The sequence below is a fragment of the Streptomyces eurocidicus genome (assembly GCF_002891295.1).
Classification (GTDB): Bacteria; Actinomycetota; Actinomycetes; order Streptomycetales; family Streptomycetaceae; genus Streptomyces; species Streptomyces eurocidicus.
Map to the genome: position 1 here is coordinate 92,538 of NZ_LGUI01000005.1, position 24,410 is coordinate 116,947.

20 protein-coding genes are annotated in these 24,410 nt (G+C 70.8%); 13 read left to right on the plus strand and 7 right to left on the minus strand.

Annotated elements, in window-relative coordinates:
* Nucleotides 1–51: 51 nt before the first annotated feature.
* The 7 genes from AF335_RS17420 to AF335_RS17445 form a co-directional block, all read right to left on the minus strand.
* Entirely contained in the window at nucleotides 52–1,641 is a 1,590-nt protein-coding gene (locus tag AF335_RS17420) for a PfaD family polyunsaturated fatty acid/polyketide biosynthesis protein (RefSeq protein WP_102919659.1), read from the minus strand.
* 55 nt (nucleotides 1,642–1,696) lie between these two features.
* Complete coding sequence (locus AF335_RS17425; protein WP_146045550.1) at nucleotides 1,697–1,975, minus strand: hypothetical protein; 279 nt, start codon at nucleotides 1,973–1,975, stop codon at nucleotides 1,697–1,699.
* Between the two features lie 237 nt (nucleotides 1,976–2,212).
* Nucleotides 2,213–3,373, minus strand: a complete 1,161-nt coding sequence (locus AF335_RS17430) for a glycosyltransferase (RefSeq protein WP_146045551.1) — start codon at nucleotides 3,371–3,373, stop codon at nucleotides 2,213–2,215.
* Between the two features lie 322 nt (nucleotides 3,374–3,695).
* Complete coding sequence (locus AF335_RS17435; protein ID WP_102919328.1) at nucleotides 3,696–5,288, minus strand: alpha/beta fold hydrolase; 1,593 nt, start codon at nucleotides 5,286–5,288, stop codon at nucleotides 3,696–3,698.
* Nucleotides 5,289–5,300: 12 nt separating this feature from the next.
* Nucleotides 5,301–6,848: an alpha/beta fold hydrolase gene (locus AF335_RS17440; RefSeq protein ID WP_244927068.1), complete on the minus strand. Its 1,548-nt coding sequence runs from the start codon at nucleotides 6,846–6,848 to the stop codon at nucleotides 5,301–5,303.
* A 284-nt stretch (nucleotides 6,849–7,132) separates the two neighbouring features.
* Entirely contained in the window at nucleotides 7,133–7,279 is a 147-nt protein-coding gene (locus AF335_RS34690) for a hypothetical protein (RefSeq protein ID WP_170127729.1), read from the minus strand.
* Between the two features lie 61 nt (nucleotides 7,280–7,340).
* Nucleotides 7,341–7,652 carry a trypsin-like serine peptidase gene (locus AF335_RS17445; protein WP_102919330.1) on the minus strand — a complete coding sequence of 104 codons (312 nt, stop codon included), beginning with the start codon at nucleotides 7,650–7,652 and terminating at the stop codon, nucleotides 7,341–7,343.
* A 939-nt stretch (nucleotides 7,653–8,591) separates the two neighbouring features.
* Between AF335_RS17445 and AF335_RS36655 the strand changes: the two genes are divergently transcribed.
* The 13 genes from AF335_RS36655 to AF335_RS17500 all read left to right on the plus strand — a co-directional run bounded on the left by AF335_RS36655 (nucleotide 8,592) and on the right by AF335_RS17500 (nucleotide 24,250).
* A complete protein-coding gene (locus AF335_RS36655; RefSeq protein WP_221505428.1) occupies nucleotides 8,592–9,035 on the plus strand; it encodes a DUF5988 family protein in 444 nt (147 codons plus the stop codon).
* Nucleotides 8,939–9,691, plus strand: coding sequence for a hypothetical protein (locus AF335_RS17450; RefSeq protein WP_102919331.1), 753 nt, complete (start codon nucleotides 8,939–8,941; stop codon nucleotides 9,689–9,691). Before AF335_RS36655 ends, AF335_RS17450 begins: the two co-directional genes overlap by 97 nt.
* 220 nt (nucleotides 9,692–9,911) lie before the next feature.
* Complete coding sequence (locus AF335_RS17455) at nucleotides 9,912–11,291, plus strand: acyltransferase domain-containing protein (RefSeq protein WP_102919332.1); 1,380 nt, start codon at nucleotides 9,912–9,914, stop codon at nucleotides 11,289–11,291.
* Entirely contained in the window at nucleotides 11,288–16,135 is a 4,848-nt protein-coding gene (locus AF335_RS17460) for an SDR family oxidoreductase (RefSeq protein WP_102919333.1), read from the plus strand. The genes AF335_RS17455 and AF335_RS17460 overlap by 4 nt, the downstream gene beginning before the upstream one ends.
* A gap of 3 nt (nucleotides 16,136–16,138) precedes the next feature.
* Nucleotides 16,139–16,366, plus strand: coding sequence for a hypothetical protein (locus tag AF335_RS34695; protein WP_170127730.1), 228 nt, complete (start codon nucleotides 16,139–16,141; stop codon nucleotides 16,364–16,366).
* Nucleotides 16,363–17,046: a 4'-phosphopantetheinyl transferase family protein gene (locus AF335_RS34700; protein ID WP_170127731.1), complete on the plus strand. Its 684-nt coding sequence runs from the start codon at nucleotides 16,363–16,365 to the stop codon at nucleotides 17,044–17,046. The genes AF335_RS34695 and AF335_RS34700 overlap by 4 nt, the downstream gene beginning before the upstream one ends.
* Nucleotides 17,043–17,654 (plus strand): acyl-CoA thioesterase, encoded by a 612-nt coding sequence (locus tag AF335_RS17470; protein ID WP_102919334.1) that lies wholly within the window; start codon nucleotides 17,043–17,045, stop codon nucleotides 17,652–17,654. Before AF335_RS34700 ends, AF335_RS17470 begins: the two co-directional genes overlap by 4 nt.
* Complete coding sequence (locus AF335_RS17475; protein ID WP_102919335.1) at nucleotides 17,651–17,953, plus strand: FAD-dependent monooxygenase family protein; 303 nt, start codon at nucleotides 17,651–17,653, stop codon at nucleotides 17,951–17,953. The genes AF335_RS17470 and AF335_RS17475 overlap by 4 nt, the downstream gene beginning before the upstream one ends.
* Before the next feature lie 48 nt (nucleotides 17,954–18,001).
* Nucleotides 18,002–19,045: an NAD(P)/FAD-dependent oxidoreductase gene (locus AF335_RS36215; RefSeq protein WP_102919336.1), complete on the plus strand. Its 1,044-nt coding sequence runs from the start codon at nucleotides 18,002–18,004 to the stop codon at nucleotides 19,043–19,045.
* A 131-nt stretch (nucleotides 19,046–19,176) separates the two neighbouring features.
* Entirely contained in the window at nucleotides 19,177–19,995 is an 819-nt protein-coding gene (locus tag AF335_RS17485) for a hypothetical protein (RefSeq protein ID WP_102919337.1), read from the plus strand.
* A gap of 88 nt (nucleotides 19,996–20,083) precedes the next feature.
* Nucleotides 20,084–21,034, plus strand: coding sequence for a spirocyclase AveC family protein (locus AF335_RS17490; protein WP_102919338.1), 951 nt, complete (start codon nucleotides 20,084–20,086; stop codon nucleotides 21,032–21,034).
* Between the two features lie 531 nt (nucleotides 21,035–21,565).
* Nucleotides 21,566–21,865 (plus strand): heavy-metal-associated domain-containing protein, encoded by a 300-nt coding sequence (locus AF335_RS17495; protein WP_102919339.1) that lies wholly within the window; start codon nucleotides 21,566–21,568, stop codon nucleotides 21,863–21,865.
* 96 nt (nucleotides 21,866–21,961) lie between these two features.
* A complete protein-coding gene (locus tag AF335_RS17500) occupies nucleotides 21,962–24,250 on the plus strand; it encodes a heavy metal translocating P-type ATPase (protein ID WP_102919340.1) in 2,289 nt (762 codons plus the stop codon).
* The last annotated feature ends 160 nt before the right edge of the window (nucleotides 24,251–24,410 follow it).

Consider the following 24,410-nt stretch of genomic DNA (forward strand, 5'->3'; position numbering starts at 1 on the left):
GCGGGCGGGTCGGTGGTCGGGCGCGGGCCGGACCGGCGGCGCCGGGAGGGGCTAGGAGAGCCGCCGGGGCCGGAAGGCGAAGGCGGTGGCGGGCACGGCGACGCCGTGCCCGCGCAGTTGATGGGCTCGGGTGAGGACGGCCGCGCCTTCGAGGAGGTTCAGGGCGATCTGCACCACGTCGCGCCGGCCGGGCTCGGCGAGGAAGCTGTCCGCCGCCCAGCGGTTGAACGCTCCCATGGCCGGGCCGCACCAGATCTGGTAGTCCGCACGGCGCTCGGTGTGCCCCGCCACCGCCCAGCGGCTCGACATGCCCAGGTACCAGCGGAAGGCCAGCGCCATCCGGTGCCGGGGGTCCCGCTCGGCCTCGCGGAGCCGGGACGGGTCCCGCCGCTGCCAGAAGCGCAGCGTCTCGGCCCAGACGGCGTCGAACGACGTCCGGAGGATGTCCTGTTCGACCCGCGCTCGTTGCCGGGGCGGGATGTCCTCCCAGCTCTCGTGGTCGCGGTAGAGCTCGTAGAGCCGGGTGGCGCGCGCGGCGAAGAGGGAGCCCCGGCGCAGCACTTGGAGCTTCACGCCCAGCTCGAACATGTCGGCCGCGGGCGCCATGGTCACGTCGGCGATGTCGGCCTGTGCGAGCATCGCCTTCGCGTCGTCCGACAGCCCTGATTCCCGGGTGGCCTGATTGACGGAACCGGTCAGTACGTACGCCGCGCCGAGGGCGAAGGCACCGGCCACCGCGGCGGGAGTGCCGAGCCCGCCCGCCGCCCCGATCCTGATGGCGCGGTCGTAGCCGTGCACGGCGGTGAGTTCGTCCCGCAGTGCCAGCATGGCCGGCAGCAGGACCGTGAGCGGCCGGTTGTCGGTGTGCCCGCCGCTGTCCGCCTCGGCGGTGACGTCCTCCGCCACGGGCACCCGGGCGGCCAGCCGGGCCTCGTCCGCGGTCAGCTGCCCCCGCTCCACGAGAGCGCGCACCAAGGGCGCGGGGGCCGGGCTCATGAAGGGCCCCGCGACCTCGGGCCGGGACACCTTGGCGAAGAGCCGCGTGCCGCGCAGGATCCGCCCCTGCGGCCCATGGCGCAGTCCGCGGGCGGCGACCTTGATCACCGCGGGGGTGAGCGACATGAACGCGGAGGCGGAGACGGCCGGCACCCGGTGGCGCCACACGATCTCGGCGATCCGGTCCTCCAGCATCGGCTCGCCGGGCGAATGGATGAGGTTGACGCCCCAATTCGGTTTCCCCGCGAGCCCGGAGGCCAGCTCGGCCACCGCCCGTTCGACCCGCTCCGGATCCAGCCCGGCCGCGCCGAAGAAGCCGAGCATGCCGGCCCGGGCCATGGCGGAGACCATGCCCACGGTCGCGATGCCGCCCGCCATCTCCCCGGCGACGTAGGGGAACCGCACCCCGTGCGCCTCGCCGAAGGCGCGGTCGCCGAGCCACTCCGGGTAGAGCGGCGGCAGGGTGCCCAGCAGGGCCAGTCCCCGCCGGCCGGGGACGACCGGGCCCGTGGAACCCCCTACGGCGATCCCGATCCCCGGCCCCGCGGGGGTGGTCACGAGATGGACGGCTTCTCTGATGACGCCCGCCGCGCTCAGGATCTCCGCCGGGGTGAAGGCGGCCGCACGGTCGCCCGGGTACCACAGGACGGGCGCGGCGGGGGCCGGAGGGGCGGCGGGGCGGGAGGACGCCGTCACGACGTCAGCCGTGCGGGGCGTGGTCGCCCGCCGCGAACCGCAGCGACGTGTGATCGGCGGTGCGCGGGAGGGGACGTCCGGGACCCGGGCGGTGCGGCGAGGTGATGCGCAAGCCGTGCGGAACCCGGCAGCCCCACGCGTGGGTGTCCGACGCGGCCGTCAGCCCGAGGGCGAGGGGGCGGCGGTTCGCGAACCCCTGGGCGAGGGCGGGAAGCACGCCGATCACGAACAGCCGCACGATATCGGCCCAGTCGGCGCGGGTCGGCCCTGATGGTGCCGTCACAGCGACTCCTCCCGTCCGGGAAGCCTGTGAGGATGAGGCTGCCCGGCGCACTCCGCGCTACCCGCGGGAGGAATCGAGCTCACCCGATCAGGTGAGTGTGCACGCTGTGGCCGCGGCCGGGCCGACGATTTCGTCGGCCCGCGCCGAGGAGTTCGTGTTCCCCCGCACGCCGAGGACCGGCGCGAGGACCGGCGGCCCGCACCCGGCGTGCGCATCCAGCGGACACGGCCTGCCTCCTCATAGGCAGTGGACGCACCTCTCGCGCTTGCGGGTGGTCAAGGCGGTGAGGCGCTGGTAGCTGGTGAGGAGATGGGTGCAGCATCTCTCCACCGTGAATTGGGCGGCGTCGGCGCGCGCCCGGCCGGTGACGCGACCGTTGTCGTCGAGAGCCGCGCGGAGGGCACCGAAGAGCGCGTCGGGGCTGTCGGGCTGGAAGAGGTAGGCGTTGTGACCATGCGAGAGGATGCTGGTGATGCCTCCGCTGGAAGGGTTGACCACAGGGATTCCGGAGGCCATCGCTTCGACGACGGTGCAGCCGAAGGTCTCGTAGGGGCAGGCCGTGCAGAAGGCATCGCAGGAGGCGTAGAGGGCGCTCCGGTCGGTGCCGCGGACGAAGCCGAGAAGATGGATCCGGGATGAGGCGGCGGCAAGGCGTGTGACCTGGGCGGTGATGTCGGGCGGACCGTCGCCGGCGATGAAGAGGGACAGGTCCTCGTTGCCGGGCATGGCGCTCAGCCTGAGAAAGGCCCCGATGATCAGGTCCAGACGCTTCTCACGGGCGAGGCGGCCCAGGTAGAGCAGGCGTTTGCCGCGTCCGTCGTAACGAGGCGCCAGCTTGGAGAGAACGGCGGGGTCGGCACGGTCGGGGCCGAAGGCGTCGATGTCGACGCTGTCGAAGGGAACTTGCTCGATCCGCACGTCGCTGAGGCCGCCCAAGGTGTCCGCGGCGTAGGGGGTCGCACAGATGGCGCTGTCGAAATGGCGGTACACATAACGCATGACGGGCGGGAACGCCGCGGTCGCCAGGTGGCGCCAGACCGGATAGCTCCGGGCGAAGTTGTAGTGGTCACCTTGGTATTGGGCCACGTAAGGCACGCCGTGCCGGCGTGCGTAGGCGTGCCCCGGCAGCCCCCACGAGCCGAAGACGAAGGACCGTTCGGGGTCGATGACCACCACCAGGTCCGGCGCGATCCTCTCCAGGGCCGCGTCGATCTGTGCGAGCGCGGCCCGGCGCGGGACCGGCAGCATCGGGTAGGGAAGCCACGGCTTGGCGGCGTAGGGGAACAGCTCCAGACCGGGCGCGCCCACCCTCACCGGAGGGAAGCCTTCGGGGGACTCGGGGACCAGCAGGCATAAACGGACATCCTGCTGCGAGGCGAACCACCGGGCTCGCTCCACATTCCCCAGCGCGATACCGCTGACCTCAGGCGGGAAGCTCGAGGTGATCCAGGCCACGGTCAGCTGGGCTGATTCAGCACGCGGAAGCAACAGAACGGCCTCTCATCGGGATCCGGGCTCTCCATGACTCACGGAGGTGAACCGTTCCGGATTCGTTGGAGAGCGTGATGCGCGGGATTTTCAGCGGGGCCCGTGTGACCCGGACCAGGGTGCTGATTCCGACAGTGGCAGCGGTCGATGAAACCTCGATGAACCCCGGGCCGACGGAACCCGAAGGGCCGTGTCCCCTCCGGTTCCGAAGGCCCTCGGCACGTCGGCCGGCTCACGGGCCGATCTCGAACCGGGGCGGCTCGAGACCACCGAGACATCCGGTTTTCGCGGCGGTCGGATCGTCGAAGAAGGAGACGGTGATCTCTTGGGCGCACCGTGACGTGGCGAACACCACGTGAGGCTCGTAGGGGACCGTGACGACGGTGGCGCGGCTCAGCGTACGGGCGACGTACGGACCGGCGGCCGCCCCGGTCTGGGAGTCGAAGCCGCCCGACAGGGCGAGGGTGGGGATGTCGCTCCGCGTGGCCTCCCGGATCGAGCGCGGCGCCGCGGGGACGTTCCAGACTTCGCAGTCCGGACGGAGGAAGGTGAGCTGCGGAGCCTGGGCCAGCACCGAGCGGGGGAACGACGGGAACGCGTCCTGCCCGCCCCGGATCGCCTCGGCCCGGCTCTCGTACGGCACCCACTCACCGCAGAAGACGCCGTAGGCGAGCCCGTGGGCGACTCTGCCGAATGCCTGGGGGCTGAGTCTGCCGCCCGCCCACTGCTCGGCGATCCGCCGCGGTTTGCCGTGGGCCAGTTCGTCGAGGGAGCGGGGGACGCCCGCCGCCACGTGGGTGGCGGAGGTCATCCAGTTCACCAGGGCTCCGCCGTCCAGTACGACTTTCACCGGCTCCGGGTGGCCGGGGACCGTGACGGTGGTGGTGACCGGGTGGGCTTCGAGGTCGCGGACGAGGCGTTCGAAGGTGGCGGCCAGGTTCGGATAGCGGCGGTTGCAGGCGGGCTGTTCCGCGCAGGTCTTGAACAGGCCGTCGAAGCCCTGCCGGGCGCTGCTCCAGGTCGACGCCGACCCCGCCTCGGAGGGCGGCAGGATGCCGTCGATGCCGACGGACCGGGTTCCCCGGGGGTGTTGGCGCATGTAGACGAGGGCCAGGTGGGTGCCGTAGGAGATGCCGAACACGTTCCACCGGTCGATGCCCAGGGCGACGCGCAGGTCCGCGTAGTCGGCGGCGCTCTCGGTGTCGTTGTAGGCGCCGAGGTCGATGCCTGGGGCCGCCAGCCGGTCACGGCAGGTGCGCGTCGCCTCGAGGTGCAGGCGCTCGGTGGACGGTGCGTCGTGGACGAGGCCGACCGCGTGTGCGTTGAACTCGTCGATGTTGCGGCAGGTGAGCGCCGGGTCGGCCGAGTACGTTCCCCGCTGGGACATGAGGATCACGTCCCGGTCGCGGTTCAGACCGCCGTCGATCGCCGTCTTCGCCTCCCCGACGGCGTCGTCGCCGGGGCCGCCGGCGAGCCATACGACCGGGTCGGGTTTCGGCTTGCCGGTCGCCGCCGGTACGACGGCGACGCCGAGGGCGATCTGCCGGCCGTCGGGCTCGGCGCGGTTCTCGGGCACGGTGAGCGTTCCGCAGCGGGCCTTCTCGAGCGCGGCGACGGGCTCCGGCGTCCTCGGGCAGGGGCCCGGCCGGAAGTGGGCACGGCCCACTGTCCGGGCGACTGTACCGGTGGGGGTCCCGGTGCCGTGTTCCGCGCGTGCGGGCGCCGCGAGCAGCCCGGTGACGAGGATCGCGGTCGTCACCGCGGCCGGCGTGGCGTGGAACCGGCGCGCGGTACGGCGACGGCGGGGTGCGTGGTCGAGTGACATCTGCCCTCCCGGTCACTTCGGGACGATCGTGAACGGTTTCGGCGTGAGACCGGCCACGCAAGCGGTGTCGGGCGCGGTCGGACGGGCGAGGAACGACGCCAGCACCCGTTGCGCGCAGGGCGATTGCGGGACCACCCAGTGTCCGATCCCGGGGATCCGCACGGAGGTCGAGCGGGACAGCGTACGGGCCGCCGCCCGCGCCCAGCTCGCCCCGGTCTTCGTGTCGAACGTCCCGGAGACGATGAGCGTCGGCACCGCGCTCACGGTGGCCACCCGCTGGGCGGAGGTGCGGTCCGGTACGTCCCAGACGCGGCACACCTGGTGCTGGAACGGGAGCTGCGGCGCCTGGGCCAGGACGGTGTCCGGCCATCCGGGGAAGGCCCGGCGCCCCGCCTTCAGCACGTCGGACGGTCCGGAGCCCGGCGCCCACTCGCCGCACGCCACGGACTCCGTCAGGCCGTGGGCGGTCTCGCCGACGGCCTGGACCGAGTCGGCGGCGCGGGCCCGTGCGAAGCGCTCCGGGTGTCCGTGGCCGAGCTCCTCGATCGCCGCGGGGACGTCGGGGGCCTTGACGGCGTTGGCGACCAGCAGGTTCAGCAGTGCTCCCCCGTCGAGGACGACCTTCACCGGGTCTCCGCCGCGGGCCGGCCGGGCCGTCAGCGTCAAAGGCCGCGCTTCCAACCTGCGCACCTGTTCGGTGAGAGTGCGGCGGAGGTCCGGGTAGCGGCTCCCGCAGCGGGGCTCGGCCGCACATGCTCCGAGGAGGTTCTCGATGCCCTCCCGGGCGCTGCTCCAGGTCCACGGCAGGGTGGCGATCTGCGGCGGGGTGACCGAGTCGATCGCCACCGCGCGTATCCCCTGGGGGTGCCGGCGCAGGTAGGTGAGTGCCAGGTCGCTGCCGTAGGAGTAGCCGTAGACGTTCCACCGGGGGATTCCCAGCGCCGTGCGCAGGTCGGCGAAGTCGGCGGCGTTCTCGGTGGTGTTGTAGGCGCTCAGGTCGATGCCGTCGGCCGCCAGGCGGTTCCGGCACTTCTTCACGGAGTCCAGCAGGCGGCGTTCCGCCTGGGGCGCGTCGTGGCCGAGTCCCACGTACCGCGCGGCGAACCGGTCCAGCTCCGGGCAGGCGAGGTTCGGCCGGTCGTGGAGGTTGCCGCGCTGGGCCATGACGATCAGCGGGCGATCCCGGTTCAGGCCGGAGTCGACCAGGAAGGGGATGTCGTCGAACGTGTCGCCGCCGGGGCCGCCCGCCATGAACACCACCGGGTCCTCGGCGGGCTTCGCCGACGTGGCGGGTACGACCGCCGTGGCCAGCCGGATCGTCGGGCTGCCGGGGCGGGCACGGTTCTCGGGGACTTCCAGGAAACCGCACCGCGCGGTGCTCAGCGCGGTGACCGGCGCGGGCGTCTCCGGGCAGGGACCGGGCACGAACCGCGGCGGGGCGGCCGGTCCGGGCCCGGCGGTACGGCTGTGCGGTAACGCCGCACCGCTCGGTATCGAGCAGAACGCCGCCAGGGCCAGTGCGGCCGTGGCAGCCACCGCGTGGATGCCGTGCTTGGTCACGTGGCCCCGCTCCTCTGCCGACAGCCGCGGCTGCCCAGCCGGACAAAGCCGCATCGGTTTGGGTGGATCGCCCGTCATGGACGATACCGGGCGGGCCGGACGGACGCACACGGACGGCCCGGGGGCGGGCAGGGCCCGGGCCGGGGGTACGGGCGCGGTCACGGCACAGCCGGCCCCGGCGGCGGACGGCAACCTGGGGGATGCCGTCCGGCTCTTCCCGGCGCGAGCGCGGCCATCCGCATCGAGCTCGGCCGATGCGGTGCGCCCAGCCGCCCCGTACGCGCTCAGTCGCGCGGCGGCAGCGCCAGGGTGCGGGCAAGCGCATCGCCGACGCGCGCCGAGTGAAAGGTGCGGGGCTCGGCGTCCGAGACCGGCCACAGGCCGAAGCACTCATGGCCGGGGACTTCGAGGACGGACCGGACAGCGCTCACCCACGGGTGATGGCGCAAGCCTTTCGCGGGCGCGCGGACGTTGCGCGACCGCGGATCCGGATCAATCCAGCGCGTCGGCCTCCTGGTAGAGCAGCCAGGTGTAGCCGTCGAAGTAGGGCGAGAGGATCGTGGTGAAGCCCGTATCAGCCGGCGAGCTGCTGATGACTCCGTTGACGGTGCCCGACTGCGCGGTGGAGTCATAGCCCTCGTACCAGGGGCCGCCGCTCGAGGAGGGCTCGAAACGGCAGTCGAGCTGCAGCCGGGCCAGCGGCGGGTAGATCCGAGTCTCCCCGAAGCATTCGGTCGGCGTGTCGTCGAGCAGATAGGACCAGCCGGCTGGAAATCTCCCTCCGTACACGGTCGGCGCCGACACCTACGCACCAAGGTGTTCACCTGACCGGCGCCCCGGACACCGCGCGCCCGCCGCAGCCGCTCCACCTCGGGCCGGCGCACCACTGGCGCGTAACGCCACACGTACACCCGGACCCGAGGCCGTCCGTTCCCCCCCCTGTCGCAAGTCCGGGAATATTTCGTTCGCCCCTCCTCTGACCTGGATGGCACTTCGACACATGGCACTTGGACATGGAGCCGCACGGGCACAAGGCGGTCAGGCAGCTGCGGCTGACCGCGTGGCCGGAACACCGGGAGCGGGGCGAGGGCCGTCACTCCGTCCTTCCCCAGGGCCGGGGCTACGGTCCCAGCCTGCTTCATGGCCGGCCGAGGCGGGGGCTTGGGCACCCCCGTGCCGGGCGCCCGCATGTGGAGCGACGTGGGGTATCAGTGGCGACGCGGGTGTTCTCGGATGACGAGTTGAGGCTGCCGCAGCTTGACTGCGTGTGGTGTTCCGCCTTGTTGTCACTGTCATCCCGGCGTTCTCTGTGGTATCGCAAAGGCGGCGCATGCGGAGCTCGGTGGTATCAGCTGTACCACCAGGCGGATTCACATGTTCCGAATGCTTTCGTCCGCCTCTGCAAAGGGGGCGTTTTTAGCCTGTGCAGGAGGCATGATGCAGGGAGCAGGTCCTGCGCCGTTCGCAGCTCAGAGGCGCTGGAACGGTTCTTCATAAAGCCTGAGCTGTTGGCCGGGACCCGCCTGCTGCCACGTGACGGGTTCTCCCGTCCGGCCCATTCCCCAGGCAGAGACCATGAGCACAACAGCCGACGCCGCTCCCCACGCTTCCACACCACAGCTCTGTGATGGCACCTCCCCCGAGGTTCTCGAATTGGGGATCTTCCTCATCTCTCTTCGTCGAGCTGGTTCGGCGTGGGGCTGACGCTGCCCGTTACCCCCCTGTGCGGAAAGGTTTTCTCTGATGAAGGCAGTCCTGTTGAGGGGCGGGCCGGTGGGTCTGCACCGGGTGCACCACGCGGCGGGGAGCGAGCTTCCGGAGAAGGTGGCGGTGGCCTACTACGGGCTGCACGTGCACTTCATACCGACCGGCGACGTCGAGGTGGTCGACGGATGTGAGCTGCCGGTTTTCCGGTTCAGCTACAGCACGGCCATCGCGGAACAGACGGGGTGGGTCATGTCGGCTTCGGATGCAGCACCGATCGCGACCGTGGGAACGGACTGCCGCTTCCCTGGTCGGGCGGAGACGCCGGGTGGGCCGGCACGCAGAAGAGAGACCTCGGCCAGCACCTGCCAGGGAAGGGAAACGCCATGGCCACTGACAGCTCCACCGACCGTCCCGTGCGCATTTCAGAACATCACCGGCGGTATCTGCTTTGGGCGGGCCGCACCGCGTTCATCCCGCTGACCACGTTCATCATCGCAACAGCCTTCGGCAAAGTCCCCTGGCCGGACGTCGATGCCGGCGGCCGTCCGATGCTGGACTACGCGCTGAAGAACCACTGCGCCGAAGGCCAGGCCGTCTTCTGGTTCGCCCTCGCCGCAGGAACAGGAATGTTCCTGGTCCTGGTCTCCGCCGTCTACCAGCAGCGCGCGGAGCGGACGCCCTTGGCTGTACAGATCATGCTCTTCTTCGGAGCCCTGTGGACCGCCCTTGAAGCTACCGTGAGTGCTGCCGTCTTGGTCAACGGACTGCTGGGTCAGGGCTACCCGTCCTACGGGCACAACCCGTCCGAACTGTTCATCGTCGCCGCGCTGTGGGACCTCACCAACGCGGTCGGCACCATGGGCATGATCGCTCTGGCCATCGCGCTGCTCGCCCTGAGCTCAGCCAACCGCGCCGACCCCGTACTCCCCGTCACGCTCACCAACCGTGTCCTGCCCGTCATGAGCGTGTACCTCATCCTCGCCAACCTCGTCGCCATCGCCTTCTTCCCCACCGGGCCGTGGTCACCGGCATCCATCGGCAATGTGGTCATCGGCTATGCCCCCGCGTTCCTCTGGCAGTTCGCCATCAGCTTCGCCCTCCTGCGCCGCCTCAGGCGCGACGCGCCATCGCCTTGAACTCCATGGCGCCCGGCAGTTCATCCCCGGCTACTGCGGCCGCCGTGGTGATCCGACCGCATCATCTCGGCGTTTCCGGATCCAAGGCCGGAACTGACACGAAACTGGAGCCGTCCGCGCCGCCCCGCCTGCGGTGAGGGCTCGAAGCGGTGGTCAACCCGGGGCAAGCCCGGGCCACCCACAGCCCCGGCCGGCCGGAAGCGCAGAACCCATTCCTTCGATGGAGGTCTCTGTCATGTATACGGCAATCCAGTTTCCGGGACTCGGCGGCTATGTGCCCGGTGTCCTCCAGAGGCTGGCCACGGAATCGCAGGTCTCGAAGCTGCTCGCGGAGGTGGACCGAGCGGCCCGTGGATACGGCGTCGAGCCTGTCTCCGCGGCTTTGACGGACAGGGACGGTCCTGACATCGAAGAGTTGGCCGTCACGCCCACCCGACTGCATCTCGCGTCGCTGGTCACCGGCCTCGTCCTGTACGGGGAAATGGTGGCGAACGGCCGACCGGGAGATGTGCTGCTCGGCCACAGCACCGGTGAGCTCACCGCACTGGCCGCGGCCGGGGCACTGTCGGTGTACGACGCGACATGCGCGCTGGGCGAACGGGAGGTCGCGCTGGCCGAAGGTGACTTCGCGGGGGGGCTCACGGCACTGCGGATCAGTGCCCGTCGGGCGGACCATCTGTGCGGGGCGGTGGGCGGTCTGTGGCTGCGCCCCTCACTGTTCAACGCACCGCAGCAGACAGTGGTTTCCGGCAGCGTCGAGGAGCTGCACCGCCTCGAGAAGGCGGCCCGTTCCCTCGGCATCCAGGCCACCCGCCTGCTCGTGGCGTACCCGCATCACAACCCCATGCTGGCGGGGGCGGCTCGGCGGGTGGCGGAGAAGACAGTTCACTACCGCCTCGACCTGCCCCGTATCCGGGTGTTCTCCCCTCTCCTGGGGCGGCTGGTGCAGTCCGTGGAAGATGTGCGGTGGATCATCGACCGGCATCTGACGGAACCGGTTCGTTATATGGAGGCGCTGCGGGCGCTCCATGGCGACCTCGGCGTCAGCGCCTTCTTCGAGGCCGGTCCCCGGCCGCTCCTGACGCAGTACGCGGTGGAGTGCCTGCCACCGGGGGCAGAGTTGGTGGGGCCGCCCCCAGGAGATCCGGACGGCCGGGACATCCTCGAGGTGTTGCTGTCCGCAGGTTCCGCCGACGCGGCCGCACCGCCCTTTGTCCGGACGAGTGCACCAGCTGCCCAGCAGGTCAGGCCCGTGCAGGCTGCTGCGCCCGCCTCTCCCGCTGTACCGGCGCCTCCGGTGGAGCCGCGTTCCGGGCTGCCGGAGCGTGACCGGTTGGTCGATGAGCTGCGCCGCGTCTTCGCCGACGCGCTCGGCTATCCGGAAGAGGTCTTCACCGAGGACGCCCACCTGGAGGCGGACCTGGGGATCGCCTCGGTCAAGAAGACCGATCTCCTTGTCGAGCTCCTCGACCGGTACGACCTGCCGACCCCGCCCGCAGAGCTGCGTCTGCGGGACTACAACACCCTGCCCAAGCTGGCCGACCTCATGGTCTTGCTGGCTGCTGAGGAGGCCGACGGGCCGGTCGGAGTGATGGCGTGACCACGCCCGGGGCGGCCCCGGCCGCCTTCCTGCCGCAGGTCCATGGCTTCGCGCACGAGCAGCTCCTGATCAGCGAGTCCGGAGCGGGACAGCCCGGTGCCGTCGAGGGGAGGCCGGCCCTGCACGAAGTGGCGGAGTCCGCCGCCGTCCTGGCCTCCGAAACAGCCTGCTCCCCTACCGGGGCCTCCCTGGTGCCGAACGGGGTCCCGGGCTCAGCAGCCGCGGGCTCAGCCGTACGGAAGCAAGTCCCGCGTCACGTGGCCGAGGCCGTCGCTGTGGTCGGTATGGGACTGGCGGTTCCGGGAGCGAGCAGCCCGGATGAGTTCTGGGGCATCTTGCACCAGGACAGGAACACGTTCGGTGAGCCCGAGCACTTCGATCTGGACCAGTGGTTTGACCCTGACCCGAAGGCCGAGGACAAGACCCATGTCCGCGTGGCCGGTTTCCTCCGGAACTTCGCCCCGCACCCCCAGCTTGCCTCCGAACTCGCGTCGAACAGCTGGACGGCAGGCGACCTGACGACCCTGCTGCTGCGGCACTGTCTGCTCCAGGCACTGGACACCGTCACCCGGCGCGAAGGCGATCGGCTCGGCTGCTACGTGGGTACGCTGCCGGGCAGCGTCAGTCTGGAGGAGTCGATGCTGACGGCCGCCGCGGTCGCCGCCGCGGGGAGCGGGGAGGCGGCGGACCGGCTGCGCGAGGCGTTGGGCGACCGCTACACGCATGCGGCGGACCATCCTCGCGACATCTTTGCCGACCGCATGATCCGGCGCGCCTGCCAGGGGCTCTTGCCCGAGGACAGCGACCGTCTCGCCGTCGACTCCGCCTGCTCGTCCTCGCTGTACGCCATCGACATCGGCGTCAAAAGCCTGCTGGCGGGTGAGCGTGACGTGGTGCTGTGCGGCGGCAGCAGTACCGGAGGACGACGCGACCTCGTTCTGTTCGCCAAGCTCAAGGGGCTGTCCGCGAATGGGGAGATCCGTGCCTTCGACAAGGATGCCTGCGGGGTGCTGTTCTCCGACGCGGCCGGCATCGTGACCCTCAAGCGGCTGGACCGGGCGCTGGCGGACGGCGACGGGATTCTCGGCCTGCTCGGCGGATTCGGTGGCTCCGTCGACGGCCGGGGCAGCGTGCGGGCCCCTGACATCAACGGTCAGGAGCTGTCCGTCCTGCGTGCCCGCGCCGTCAACGGTATCGACGCGGACGAAGTGGAGTGGATCGTCGGTCATGGCACCGGCACCCGGGTCGGCGATGCCGTCGAACTGGAGGGGCTCGCCGCGCTCGCCGGCCCGCAAGGCCATCTGCTCACCTCGAACAAACCGCTGGTGGGGCACGGAGGATGGGCTGCCGGAGTGGTCTCCGTCGTGCACGCGCTGCTCGCCTTCAAGCACGGCTCCATCCCCGGCGAACGGTACTTCACCCGGTTCCCCGATGGCGTGAAGGCCGACAGGATCACGGTTCCGGTGACGGACCGGCCGTGGCCGGCCCTGCCCGGGCGTCGCCGTACCGCCGCCGTGTGCGCCTACGGTCTGGGAGGCACCAATGGACACCTCGTCCTGCACGGCCCCGAACCGGCCGAGGCGCCCGCTCCGCGTGGGGCGCTCACTCCACGGGCGGACGACCCCATGGTCCTGGTCGGCTGGCAGACCCACTTCCCCGGCATGCCCGGACGGGATGCCACCGCGGCCTGGCTGCGCGGCGAGGGACCCGGGCCCCGGCGCTCCTTCGGCGATACGTATCCGCTGCCGCCCTTCAAGGAATTGCGGATGCCGCCGCTCGCCGCCTGCAGTATCGACCGCACTCATCTGATGGCCACGGCTGTCGCCTCCGCCTTCGTCGAGGAGCACGGGGAGCTGTGGGAGCGCCACCGCGAGACGACGGGGGTGATCACCGGGCACATGGGGCCGACCCGCGCCATGGCCGATTACTCCCTCAGGGTCGCAGCGGACGACCTGCTCGCTACGGTCGCGCGACACCCGGCCACACTGCCGGCGGACACCGGGCGGCTGCGCAGACATCTCGAGCAGTTGCGGAATCGGCTACCTGCGGCAAATGACGACAGCATGCCGGGCCAGCTCGCGAACGTGATCTCCTGCCGGGTGGCCAACCGCTTCCGCCTCAATGGCGTCACCCTCGCGGTTGATTCGGGCCGCGCCTCCACCCAGGCCGCTCTGCACGTCGCGGAGCGGTATCTCGCCACAGGAGAGCTTGACGTGGCGCTCGTCCTGGGGATCAACGGCAACAGCTCGCCAGTGATGGAGGAGCTGGCCGGGGTACGGCCGGATTCCCTGGCGGAGGCAGCGGTGCTGCTGGTTCTCACGCGTGGGTCCCTGGCCCGAGAGCACGGCTGGCACGTTCTGGCGGAGATCGCCACCGAAACGGCTGACATGTCCGGGAGGCCGGGTGCGTGCGATGACGACCTGCCCGGTTCCGGCGCGGGAGACGCCCTCGGCTACCAGGGGGCCGAAGGGGCGCTCGCTGTGCTGCGCGCTGTCCATTCGGGCTCACCGTGTTCGGTCGTGCAAGGCCGGGATCCGGGTCCGAGGGTGCTGGTCAAGCCCGCCACGGCGCGGCACGGGCCGGCCCCGGGCCCGCCGGTCAGGGGTGTGGAGCGGGCTGTGCTCGCTTACCGCCGCCGCGATGCGGTGCCCAGCAGTCCGGAGGCGTCCGATTCACCGGCGTTGAGGTCCGGCACGCTCGTTCTCGTCGACTCGGCAGCCGCCGCGCGGGCGCTGGCCCGGCGGGCCCGGGAGTGCGGTGCCTACCTCATCAGCACCGACCCGCGCACCGCACCGAGCGACGTGGTGGCCTACGCGCGACCGGGCCACGAGGAAATCGTCCTGGCCCAGGCCGCCGGCCGGGGGACAGGGCCGTTCCGTGATCTTCTGGTGGTCGGCTCGGTCCGCGGGCGCGAGGCGGAGCACGCCTGGCCCGTGACGCCTCCGGACGAACTGCTGCGGCTCCAGGAATGCGTCCTGCCGGCGGTCAGGGAACTCGCTCCCGACACCGGGGGTTCGGTGGCCGCGCTGCTGCTCGATCCTCTGCGCGGCCACACCACCCACCCGCACCTGACTCTGCTCACCGGATTCCTGCGCAGCCTCGCACTCGAACTTCCCTGCACGGTCTTCGCCCTGGTCACCGATGCCACGTTGGAAGCCGGGCTCGGGCAGGTCACCGCCGAGCGGTCCGCACACCGTGACCGGACCGTCGTCCACTACCGCCAAGGACTACGTTATGTCGAGGAGATCTGTCCTGCGCCGCTTCCCAGGAACCGGCACGGCGGCCCTTCGGCCCTGGGAAAGGGCGCGGTGGTCGTGGCCACCGGAGGCGCCCGCGGCGCCACCGCGGTCGCCGTCGCGGCGCTGGCCGAACAGATCCGCCCCCGGGTATGGCTGCTCGGCACCACTCCCGCGGGCGAAGTGCCCGAAACCCTGCTGGAAACCCCCGACAACAAGCTGCCCGAAGCCCGCCGGAGCTACCTCGCCCACGAACTCAAGACCCGCCCGGGCACCGCGCTGCCCGCCTTGAACAAGTCTTTCGACACGCTCTTGCGCACCCGCGAGATCCAGCGCACCCTGCGTACGCTCCGTGCGCTGTGCGGTCCCGACCGCGTGCACTACCTGGTGTGCGACCTGCGAGAACCAGAGCAGGTCAAGCAGGCGGCGCGAGAGGTGTACGCGGCGGAGGGCCGGGTGGACCTGCTGGTCCACGGAGCCGGGATCATCCGTTCCGCAGCAGTCCGCGACAAGACCCTCGCCGACTTCCGGGCCGTACGTGACACCAAGGTCGCCGGATACCACCACCTCAAGGGGGCGTTCGCCGACCCGGCCCCCCGCCTGTGGTGCAACTTCGGTTCCGTCAGCGGCCTGACAGGCTGCGCCGGGGACACCGACTACTCGCCCGCCAACGAGTACCTGGCCGCCGCCGCTCGCGCCCAGCACCGCGGAGACACCGAAGAGTTCACCATCAGCTGGGGGCTGTGGCGGGAGACCGGCATGGTCAAGGACGCGGCCGGCCGGCTCAGTCGCGCGTACGGCTTCACCGGGCTCGACAACGCTGACGGAGCGGCCGTCTTCCTGTCCGAGCTCACCGCCCCCCGTCCGCTCGACCCCACCCCGTTCTACGCCTTCAGCCCCGGCAATCGCCTGGCGGGCGTGCCGGACTTCACCGCCCCCGCAGCGCCACCGGGCGGGCTGCTCGGCGCACCGGACCGCGAGCTACCCGCCGCGGACCGGGCGGCCCGGTGGACCTGGCGCGCCGATCCACGGCGCGACACCTACCTGGCCGAGCATCTCGCCGACGGCCGCCCGCTGCTGCCCGCGGCGATGATGCTCGCTCTGGCAGCGGAAGCCGCGCACCGTCTCGCCCCCGGCCTGGCAGTGACCGGTTTCCGGGACCTGGTCATCGCCACCCCGCTCTACACCGACCCGAACGGCACCCCGCCCCGGTGCCGGATCCTCGCCGAGCAGACCGGGGCGGGCCGGTACCGGGTGACGCTCCGCTCCGACCTTGTCACGCCCGACGGCCGGGTCCTCGTCCCCGACCGGAACCACTGCCGGGTAGAGGTCACCCTCGGTGGACTTCCCCCGGCACCGCTATGGCAGCCTCCGCCGCCGCTTCCCGCACTTGAGGACTGCCCCACCGTCCGCCCCGACAGCACCGTGCAGCTCTCCGGCGTATGGCGCACCAACCACCACCCAGGCGCAGGGACCGCAGGCGGCGACGCGCTGTGGTACCCCCGCCTGGCTCCCGACGGCATCTTCGCCCGGCTCGCCGTGCCGGCCCTGCTGATCGACTCCCTGAGCAGGCTCTTCGCCTACGCGCCCCAGCCCGGCGGAGAATAGGCCATGTGCGTTCCCCTCACCATCGCCCGCATCGACCTGTACACCACGATGACCGACACCGAACTCGCCCACGCGTACCCCGAGGGCCTGAGCCTGTGGTACCGCACCGCCGACGACCGGGCCGTCGCCGCGACGCGGACCGGGAGGGTCCAACTCACCATCACCGGGCTCACGTTCCACGTCACGGACAAATTCCCGCAGGCCATCCGCTACCCGCAGTGGCAGCCATGACCGGAACCGCGCCCTCTGCGGCAGCCCGTCCGTCCCTGTGCTGGCTCGACCTCGCCCAGCCCGCCGACCGCTGGTGGCCGCTCCTGGATCCCGCCGAACGCCGACGGGCACAGGACCTTCCCACCACCCTGGTGCGCAGCCGCTTCGTGGTGCGCCGGGGAATGCTGCGCCAGGCCCTGGCCGCCCGGCTCGGTGTCCCCGCCCAGCAGCTTGTGATCACGGTGGCGGCAAACGGCCGCCCGGAGCTTCCCCACCACCCAGCGATCCGCTTCAGCACCTCCCACCGAGGGCCTCTGGGGGTAATGGCCCTGAGCAGCACAGGCGGCAACATCGGCATCGATGTCGAGCAGGTCAGTGCCGCCCGCGTCACCCCGCACATGCTGGCCTACACCCTCACCCCGCCGGAACGGGCCGCACTGGACATTCTCGGCACACGAGAACGCATCGCGGCCTTCCACACCATCTGGACGGCCAAGGAAGCCGTGGCCAAAGCCATCGGCCGGGGCATGGCCCGCTCCTTCGTGGAGATCGGCGTCACCCTCACCCCTGCCTGGCGCGGCTGCCTGGCCCACGACCTGACCGCCCCGCCAACAGCCTGGCCTGTCACCCGCCTCTCCGCTCCGCACACCGGATACCTGGCCGCTCTCGTCATCCTGCCCGCCCCGGGAGGAACTCCATGACCCGCCTCAACGCCACCGCACCCGCCGCGGCCCGCACGCCTGCCAAGGCGGGCGCACAAACTGCCGGGCAGCCCTGGTTCACCATCGAGCACGTGGTCACCGCGGGCGACACCAGCGCGGTGGGACCCGTCTACTACGCCCGCCTCATCGACTGGCAGGGCCGCTGCCGCGAGCAGGCCGGAATCACCTACGCGCCCATCTTCAGCAGTGACATCTGCGGTGACTACGCCATGCTCACCCGATCCTGCTCCTGCGAGTACTCCGAAGAACTCTGGTTCGGCGAACGGACTGCCATCCGGATGACCATTCCATGGGTGCGAATGCACCTGATGAAAGGTGTCTTCCGCTACTACCGGATCACCCAGCCGGGGCAGCAGGGCGGCGAACTCGTCGCCACGGGCGAGCAGGTGTGGGCCAGCGCACACCGCGTCGGCGACCATTACGAACCCGGCCCATGGCCCCGTGAACTCGTCGACTGCGCCGCCCTGCTGGGTGCCGATGTCCGGCGCGCCCAAGTGACGGAGCACGGAAACCGACCGGCACGGCCCCCGCGGCAACCCGCCTCCGATCACGGTCGGCCTCAGCTGGCACTAGGAGCTTCCTCATGACCGGCACACCACGCTCCGGACATGCCGTGGTGCTCGGCGCGGGCATCGCCGGGCTGCTGACCGCCACTGTCCTGACCAAGCACTACGGGCGCGTCACGCTCCTCGACGCCGATCGCCTGCCCAACACCCCCGGCCGACGCCCCGGCGTTCCCCAGGGCGACCACGTCCACGCACTCCTCGTCGGCGGCCAGCGCGCCCTGGAGACCCTGCTCCCCGGCATCGGTGCCGCACTGCGCCAATCCGGCGCCGTCGGGGTCGACATGGGCGCCGACTTCCTCCTCGGCACCAGCTGCGGCTGAGGCGTCCGCTTTCCCTCCGACCTCACCGGTGTCACCGCCAGCCGCGCCTTGTTCGAAGGGGCTATTCGCCGCCGCGTCACCGCCCTGCCCAACGTCACCACCCTGCAACAACACCGCGCCCAGGCGCTGACCGGCAGCCGGGGCCGCATTCACGCGGTCCAGCTGCGCACACCCAGCGGTGAGCTCACCGAACTGGAAGCCGACTTCTTCGCCGACACCACCGGACGCGGCTCCCGGGCAGACCGGTGGCTGACCGACCTCGGCTACCCGGCGATCCCCCAGACCACCATCGCTCCCCGGCTCGGCTACGCCAGCCGCCTCTACCGCCCCGCAGCCGACCCGGCCAGAAACTGGCTCGCCTGCTACCTCATGATCACCAGCCCACCACAGACCCGCGGCGGCAGTATCGCCCCCATCGAAGACGGCCGCTGGATCGTCACCCTCAACGGCCTCGGCGCCGACCGGCCCACCTCCGGCGACGAGAACTTCCTGCCCTTCGCCAAGACCCTGCCCCACCCCGTCATCGCCGACGCCCTCGCCACAGCCGAACCCCTCACCCCTGTCGCCACGACGCACGCCACCAGCAACCGCCGCCGCCACCTGGAGCGGATGCCCCGGCAGCCCGCCAACCTCGTCCTGCTCGGTGACGCCGCCTGCTGCTTCAACCCCCTCTACGCCCAAGGCATGACCGCCGCCGTCCACAGCGCCGCGCTGCTGCGCGCCTGCCTGGCCTCACATGCCGCCCCCCATGTATGCGCGGCCCGCTATCACCGCCGACTGGCCGCTCTCCTGGACCGCTACTGGCTGCTGGCCACAGCTGTCGACCTGCGCCACCCCACCACCCAGGGCCCGCCTCCCGGCCCCCTCCAACGTCTGCTCGCCATCGGACTCGACCGCGTCCTCACCACAGGCACCCACGACCAGCGCGTACAACGCGCCTTCCTCGAGGCCCTCAACATGACACGCACCCCCGCTTCCCTGGCCTCCCCCCAGATCGCCGTCCGCCTGGCACGTACCTTCTCCCACAGGACCACGATGACCCTCACCCCGCCCCCGGCCGGGCCGGCATCTGCGCGGCGGGCACTCCACTGACCCGCACGGCCGCGAAAAACGGCCGCGAACCGGCCACAGACCAATGGAGTACTCCGAACGACCGTGCGATGACCCGAAGCATGCCAGCCTGCGACGGGCCGCCGTCTCACTGCCTCGAGGGAGGCCGCGCAATGGACACGACCTTCAGCACTCTGGCCGGCAACACCCGGGAACAGACCGGCGCCACGCTAACCCTGATCGCCGTCACGGGGGCAGTCATCGCCCTGATCACCTGGGCAGCCCACGAGCACAGGAGCAAAGGCAGGATCCAGTTGTGGATCCTGCTCACCGCTTCCTTCCTGTCCTGGGCCACGGATGCCGGAGGGCGCTTCCTGCTCCAGATCACCATCTCCCGGTCCGCCGACCAACTAGTGCTCTTCCAATCGTTCGGTACCGAACAACCCCTGTGGTACCTCATGGTGAACATCGTGACGCTCTCTTTCCCCGCCTACTTGGCGTTCCTCGCCTTCACCGACGGATGGTCACCGGGAAAGTACTGGCTGACAGTAACGATCTGTACCGCTGTGGACATGGCCCTCGAGTACCTGACGATCCACGTGGCCGGCGTCTACTCCTACACCGGCTTCCAGACCTTGCGCCTGTACGGGCTCCCCCTTGTGTGGCCGATCTCGTACGTGACCGTGTCCATGTGCATGGGAGCCTTGGTCTTCTTCTTCGGAAAGCAACTCAACGGCATCCGGTGGCTGCTCGCACTGCCGATGCTCGGCAGCGGCTACATGGGGTTCATCACGGTCACCAGCTGGCCAGCACTGGTGGCGTTGAAGACCGACCTGAACACCTCCGGCCGGTTTGCAGCCGGCGTCCTGACTGCTGTCGGCCTCCTCGCCATCCTGTACACGATCAGCCTGTTCCTCAAAGCAGCACCTGATCTCCCGGCCACAACATCTGACCTGCCCGGTGAAGAATCCAGCACCTTGAGGAAGTCCTGACAGACAACCCGTCTCAGGCTCCTTCTCCGGTGCCGGGACCTGTCCGGTAGGCGGCCCTGTCTCACATACCCGTGGCAGAGGAGTCTCCATGACGCAGACCCAGCAGATCCGACGCACCGCAAAACCTCGGCCGGCCACTGTCTGGGCGGTACTGGGAGCGGCGTACGCGGTCTTCCAGATCCAATTGTTCACCCGCTGGGCCGCCAATGGCGGCCTGACCTCCGGCCCCGAGCGTGACTTCCACATCTCCACTGCCCGCGCCACCGCTGCCCTGGTGTTCCAGGGAATCGCAGTGGTGGCGATCCTGGCAATCGCCATCTACGTCCTGCGAGAGTGCCTACGCCGACGCACCGTCACTCTGAACGCGGCAGTGTTCATCGGCTTCAACTCGCTGATCTGGCAGGATCCACTCTTCGACTGTGTCCGGGCGTTCGTCGTCTTCAACCGCAGCGTCCCCTACGTCAGCACCTGGGGCCCATATCTACCCGGCTGGAACAACCCCGATGCCAAGTTGCTGATCGAGCCGATCCTCGCCCCCTCCGGTCTGATCATGGGCATCCTCATCCTCTGGGTATGGGGCCAGATGGCCCTCACCACCTGGCTCACCCGGACCCGGCCCGCCTGGAGTGGCATCCGGCTATGGACGGTAGCCGTCCTCTTCGGCCTGATCGTCAACGTCGTACTGGAATCCCTGTTCATCGTCACCGGGATGTGGGCCTATACCGCAACGACCCCCGGGACAACCGTGTTCGCGGGCCACTGGTACCAGCTCAATCTCCTGCACGCGCTACTCATCGCGGTGACCGTGCCTACCCCGATCACCGTCATGTGGTTCCACGCCCACCGCAAGGGCCGCGCTCCCCACATCTTCCGCGGCAGTGAGACCCTGCGTCCCGCAGTCCGCGGCGCCGTACGGCTCCTGGCCGGGGTCGGATACCTCAATACCTGGATGCTCGTGTTCTTCGTGGGCACCAACCTCCTCGCCGTCTTCGGCGGCTCCATGCCGGCCGACATGCCCGAGTACCTGTGGCCGCGGTGAACACGCCGCCGTGACGGTGCTCACCGCATCTCGCCCTCACGGAAGGACCACCCGTGCCCCGTCGGATACCACTGCGCGGCATCCCGCATGTTGCCTGTTTCCGGCCTATTCCGGAACTGGCCTCCTCCTTGCACGGTGGTGCCGAACCCTGGGCCTCGCAGCGTCTCACCGCAACCCGTGCGGGTCGGCAGGTTCAGCCGGCTCACTGCCGCTCATGACGGCTTCGACGGCGCCTTCACGCAGCAGGTCGGACAGGCCGCAGGTGCTTTCGCCGATGCGATCGAAGAGGTAGTTGGGACAGCCGGGCGAGCCGGCCCTGCTTGTGCTGGTAGAGCGCGAGGACGCTTTGCAGGACCACGATCGCCCCCCACCCGGCTCGACACCCTCTCCCCCACTCCGTGGCCCGGCGCCCTCACCACCCCTTCCCTGGATACCCCCCAGGGGTATATGGTTCTTCTCGTCGGAAGGAGTCCGGGGCCGACCCGGCACCCTCCGTCAAGGCATCGCACCCGCGTCCCGAAGGAAGTGGCCATGACCTCCCAGACGAAGTCCGGCAGCGGCTCCTGCTGCACCCCGGCCGGCACCTGCGGCACCACCACCCCGGCCGGCGTCCAGGGCGGCGTCACCACCGTCTACAAGGTGACCGGCATGACCTGCGGCCACTGCGAAGGTTCGATCGCACAGGAGGTCTCCGCGATGGCGGGCGTGACCTCGGTGCGGGCCGTGGCCGCCACCGGCCTGGTCACCGTCGTCTCGGCCGGTCCGCTGGACGACGAGGCCGTGCGCGCGGCCGTGGACGAGGCGGGCTACGAGCTCGCCGGCCGTGCCTGAGGCACTACCCCTCCCCGGTATCCACTGCCGGGCCGATGCCGCCCCACTGATATGGCAGCCGCACGGCCCGGCCCTCCTCCAGGAGACCCACAGCACATGACCAGCATCGCTCCCGAGAAGGCCCCGGCACCCACCCCCGCGACCACGCCCACCGCCGCGGTCGAACTCTCCATCGGCGGCATGACCTGCGCCTCGTGCGCGGCGCGCATCGAGAAGAAGCTCAACCGCATGGACGGCGTCAGCGCGACGGTCAACTTCGCGACGGAAAAGGCCAAGGTCTCCTACGGCCCGGAGGTCGAGGTCGCCGACCTGATCGCCACCGTCGAGAAGACCGGCTACACCGCCCAGGAGCCGCCGAAGCCGGCCGCCCGCACGGAGGAGGGAACAGCCCCGGCCGAGGAAGAGGAAGAGACCGGTGGCGAGCTCGGCACGCTGCGGCAGCGGCTGCTGGTCTCGCTGGTCCTGTCGGTGCCGGTGGTGCTGATGGCGATGGTGCCGGCCCTCCAGTTCGACAACTGGCAGTGGCTGTCGCTGACCCTGGCCGCACCGGTCGTGGTGTGGGGCGCGCTGCCCTTCCACAAGGCCGCGTGGACCAACGCGCGGCACGGCGCCGCGACCATGGACACGCTGGTGTCGATCGGTACACTCGCCGCGCTCGGCTGGTCGCTGTGGGCCCTGTTCTTCGGTCACGCGGGGATGCCGGGCATGCGGCACGGCTTCGACTTCGCGATCTCCCGTGCGGACGGCTCGTCCTCCATCTACCTGGAGGCCGCCGCCGGCGTGACCGCCTTCATCCTCGCCGGGCGCTACCTGGAGGCGAAGTCCAAGCGCAAGGCCGGCGCCGCGCTGCGCGCCCTGCTGGAGCTGGGCGCCAAGGACGTGGCCGTCCTCCGCGAGGGACGCGAAGTCCGCGTTCCCGTGAGCGAACTGGCGGTCGGTGACCGGTTCGTCGTCCGGCCCGGGGAGAAGATCGCCACGGACGGCACGGTGCTCGACGGCGCCTCGGCCGTGGACGCCTCCATGCTCACGGGCGAGTCCGTGCCCGTGGACGTGACCACCGGCGACGCGGTCACCGGTGCGACCGTCAACGTCTCCGGCCGCCTCGTCGTACAGGCCACCCGCGTCGGCGCGGACACCCAGCTCTCCCGGATGGCCAAGCTGGTGGAGGACGCGCAGAACGGCAAGGCCGCGGTCCAGCGCCTGGCCGACCACATCTCCGGGATCTTCGTCCCCGTCGTCCTGCTCATCGCCCTCGGCACGCTGCTGACGTGGCTGTTCATGACCGGCGACGCCACCGCCGCCTTCACCGCCGCCGTGGCCGTCCTCATCATCGCCTGCCCCTGCGCCCTGGGCCTCGCCACCCCGACCGCCCTGATGGTCGGTACCGGCCGCGGCGCCCAGCTGGGCATCCTCATCAAGGGCCCCGAGGTCCTGGAGTCCACCCGCCGCGTCGACACCGTCGTCCTGGACAAGACCGGCACCGTCACCACGGGCAAGATGGCCCTGCACGAGGTCGTCACGGCCCCCGGTGTCACCGAGCACGAGCTGCTGCGCCTGGCCGGCGCCCTTGAGCACGCCTCCGAGCACCCCATCGCCCGAGCCGTCGCCGACGGCGCCGCCGGCCGCACGGGCACCCTGCCGGTCCCCGAGAGCTTCGAGAACGTCGCCGGCCTCGGCGTCCAGGGCGTCGTCGACGGGCACGCGGTCCTCGTCGGCCGCGAGAAGCTCCTCGCGGAGTGGGCCATCGAGCTGCCGACGGAGCTCGCGGCGGCCAAGGCGGCCGCCGAGGCCGAGGGCCGTACCGCGGTGGCCGTGGCCTGGGACGGCGAGGCACGGGGCGTCCTGACCGTGGCCGACGCCGTCAAGCCCACCAGCGCCCGGGCGATCGGCGAGCTGCGGCGCCTCGGCCTGACCCCGGTGCTGCTGACCGGTGACAACAAGGCGGTCGCCGAGGCCGTCGCCCACGAGGTGGGCATCGACGAGGTCATCGCCGAGGTCCTGCCCCAGGACAAGGTCGACGTCGTCAAGCGCCTCCAGGCCGAGGGCCGTACGGTCGCCATGGTCGGCGACGGTGTCAACGACGCGGCCGCCCTGGCCACCGCCGACCTCGGCCTGGCGATGGGCACCGGCACCGACGCGGCCATCGAGGCCGGCGACCTGACGCTGGTCCGCGGCGACCTCCTCGTAGCCGCCGACGCCATCCGGCTCTCCCGCCGCACCCTTGGCACCATCAAGGGCAACCTCTTCTGGGCCTTCGGCTACAACATCGCCGCCCTCCCCCTCGCGGCGGCCGGCCTGCTCAACCCGATGATCGCCGGAGCGGCGATGGCCTTCTCCTCCGTCTTCGTCGTCACCAACAGCCTCCGCCTGCGACGCTTCCGCTGAGCACAGTCACCTGAAAGGCCCGGCCGCCGACGGCCGGGCCTTTCACGCGTGTGCCTGCTGGGGATTCCGGTGCCGGCCAGGCCGTGCGGGGGGTGACGGGACGCTACGGAAAAGGGGCGGCGGCACCCCTTGTCGTTCGGGGTGCCGCCGCCCTTCGCGT

Excerpts from the sequence above, each read along its gene's own strand:
- AF335_RS17435 (WP_102919328.1), bottom strand. The coding sequence starts at position 5,288 with ATGTCACTCGACCACGCACCCCGCCGTCGCCGTACCGCGCGCCGGTTC.
- AF335_RS36655 (WP_221505428.1), top strand. The coding sequence starts at position 8,592 with ATGAAGGCAGTCCTGTTGAGGGGCGGGCCGGTGGGTCTGCACCGGGTG.
- AF335_RS17450 (WP_102919331.1), top strand. The coding sequence starts at position 8,939 with ATGGCCACTGACAGCTCCACCGACCGTCCCGTGCGCATTTCAGAACAT.
- AF335_RS17455 (WP_102919332.1), top strand. The coding sequence starts at position 9,912 with ATGGAGGTCTCTGTCATGTATACGGCAATCCAGTTTCCGGGACTCGGC.
- AF335_RS34695 (WP_170127730.1), top strand. The coding sequence starts at position 16,139 with ATGTGCGTTCCCCTCACCATCGCCCGCATCGACCTGTACACCACGATG.
- AF335_RS34700 (WP_170127731.1), top strand. The coding sequence starts at position 16,363 with ATGACCGGAACCGCGCCCTCTGCGGCAGCCCGTCCGTCCCTGTGCTGG.
- AF335_RS17470 (WP_102919334.1), top strand. The coding sequence starts at position 17,043 with ATGACCCGCCTCAACGCCACCGCACCCGCCGCGGCCCGCACGCCTGCC.
- AF335_RS17475 (WP_102919335.1), top strand. The coding sequence starts at position 17,651 with ATGACCGGCACACCACGCTCCGGACATGCCGTGGTGCTCGGCGCGGGC.
- AF335_RS17485 (WP_102919337.1), top strand. The coding sequence starts at position 19,177 with ATGGACACGACCTTCAGCACTCTGGCCGGCAACACCCGGGAACAGACC.
- AF335_RS17490 (WP_102919338.1), top strand. The coding sequence starts at position 20,084 with ATGACGCAGACCCAGCAGATCCGACGCACCGCAAAACCTCGGCCGGCC.
- AF335_RS17495 (WP_102919339.1), top strand. The coding sequence starts at position 21,566 with ATGACCTCCCAGACGAAGTCCGGCAGCGGCTCCTGCTGCACCCCGGCC.
- AF335_RS17500 (WP_102919340.1), top strand. The coding sequence starts at position 21,962 with ATGACCAGCATCGCTCCCGAGAAGGCCCCGGCACCCACCCCCGCGACC.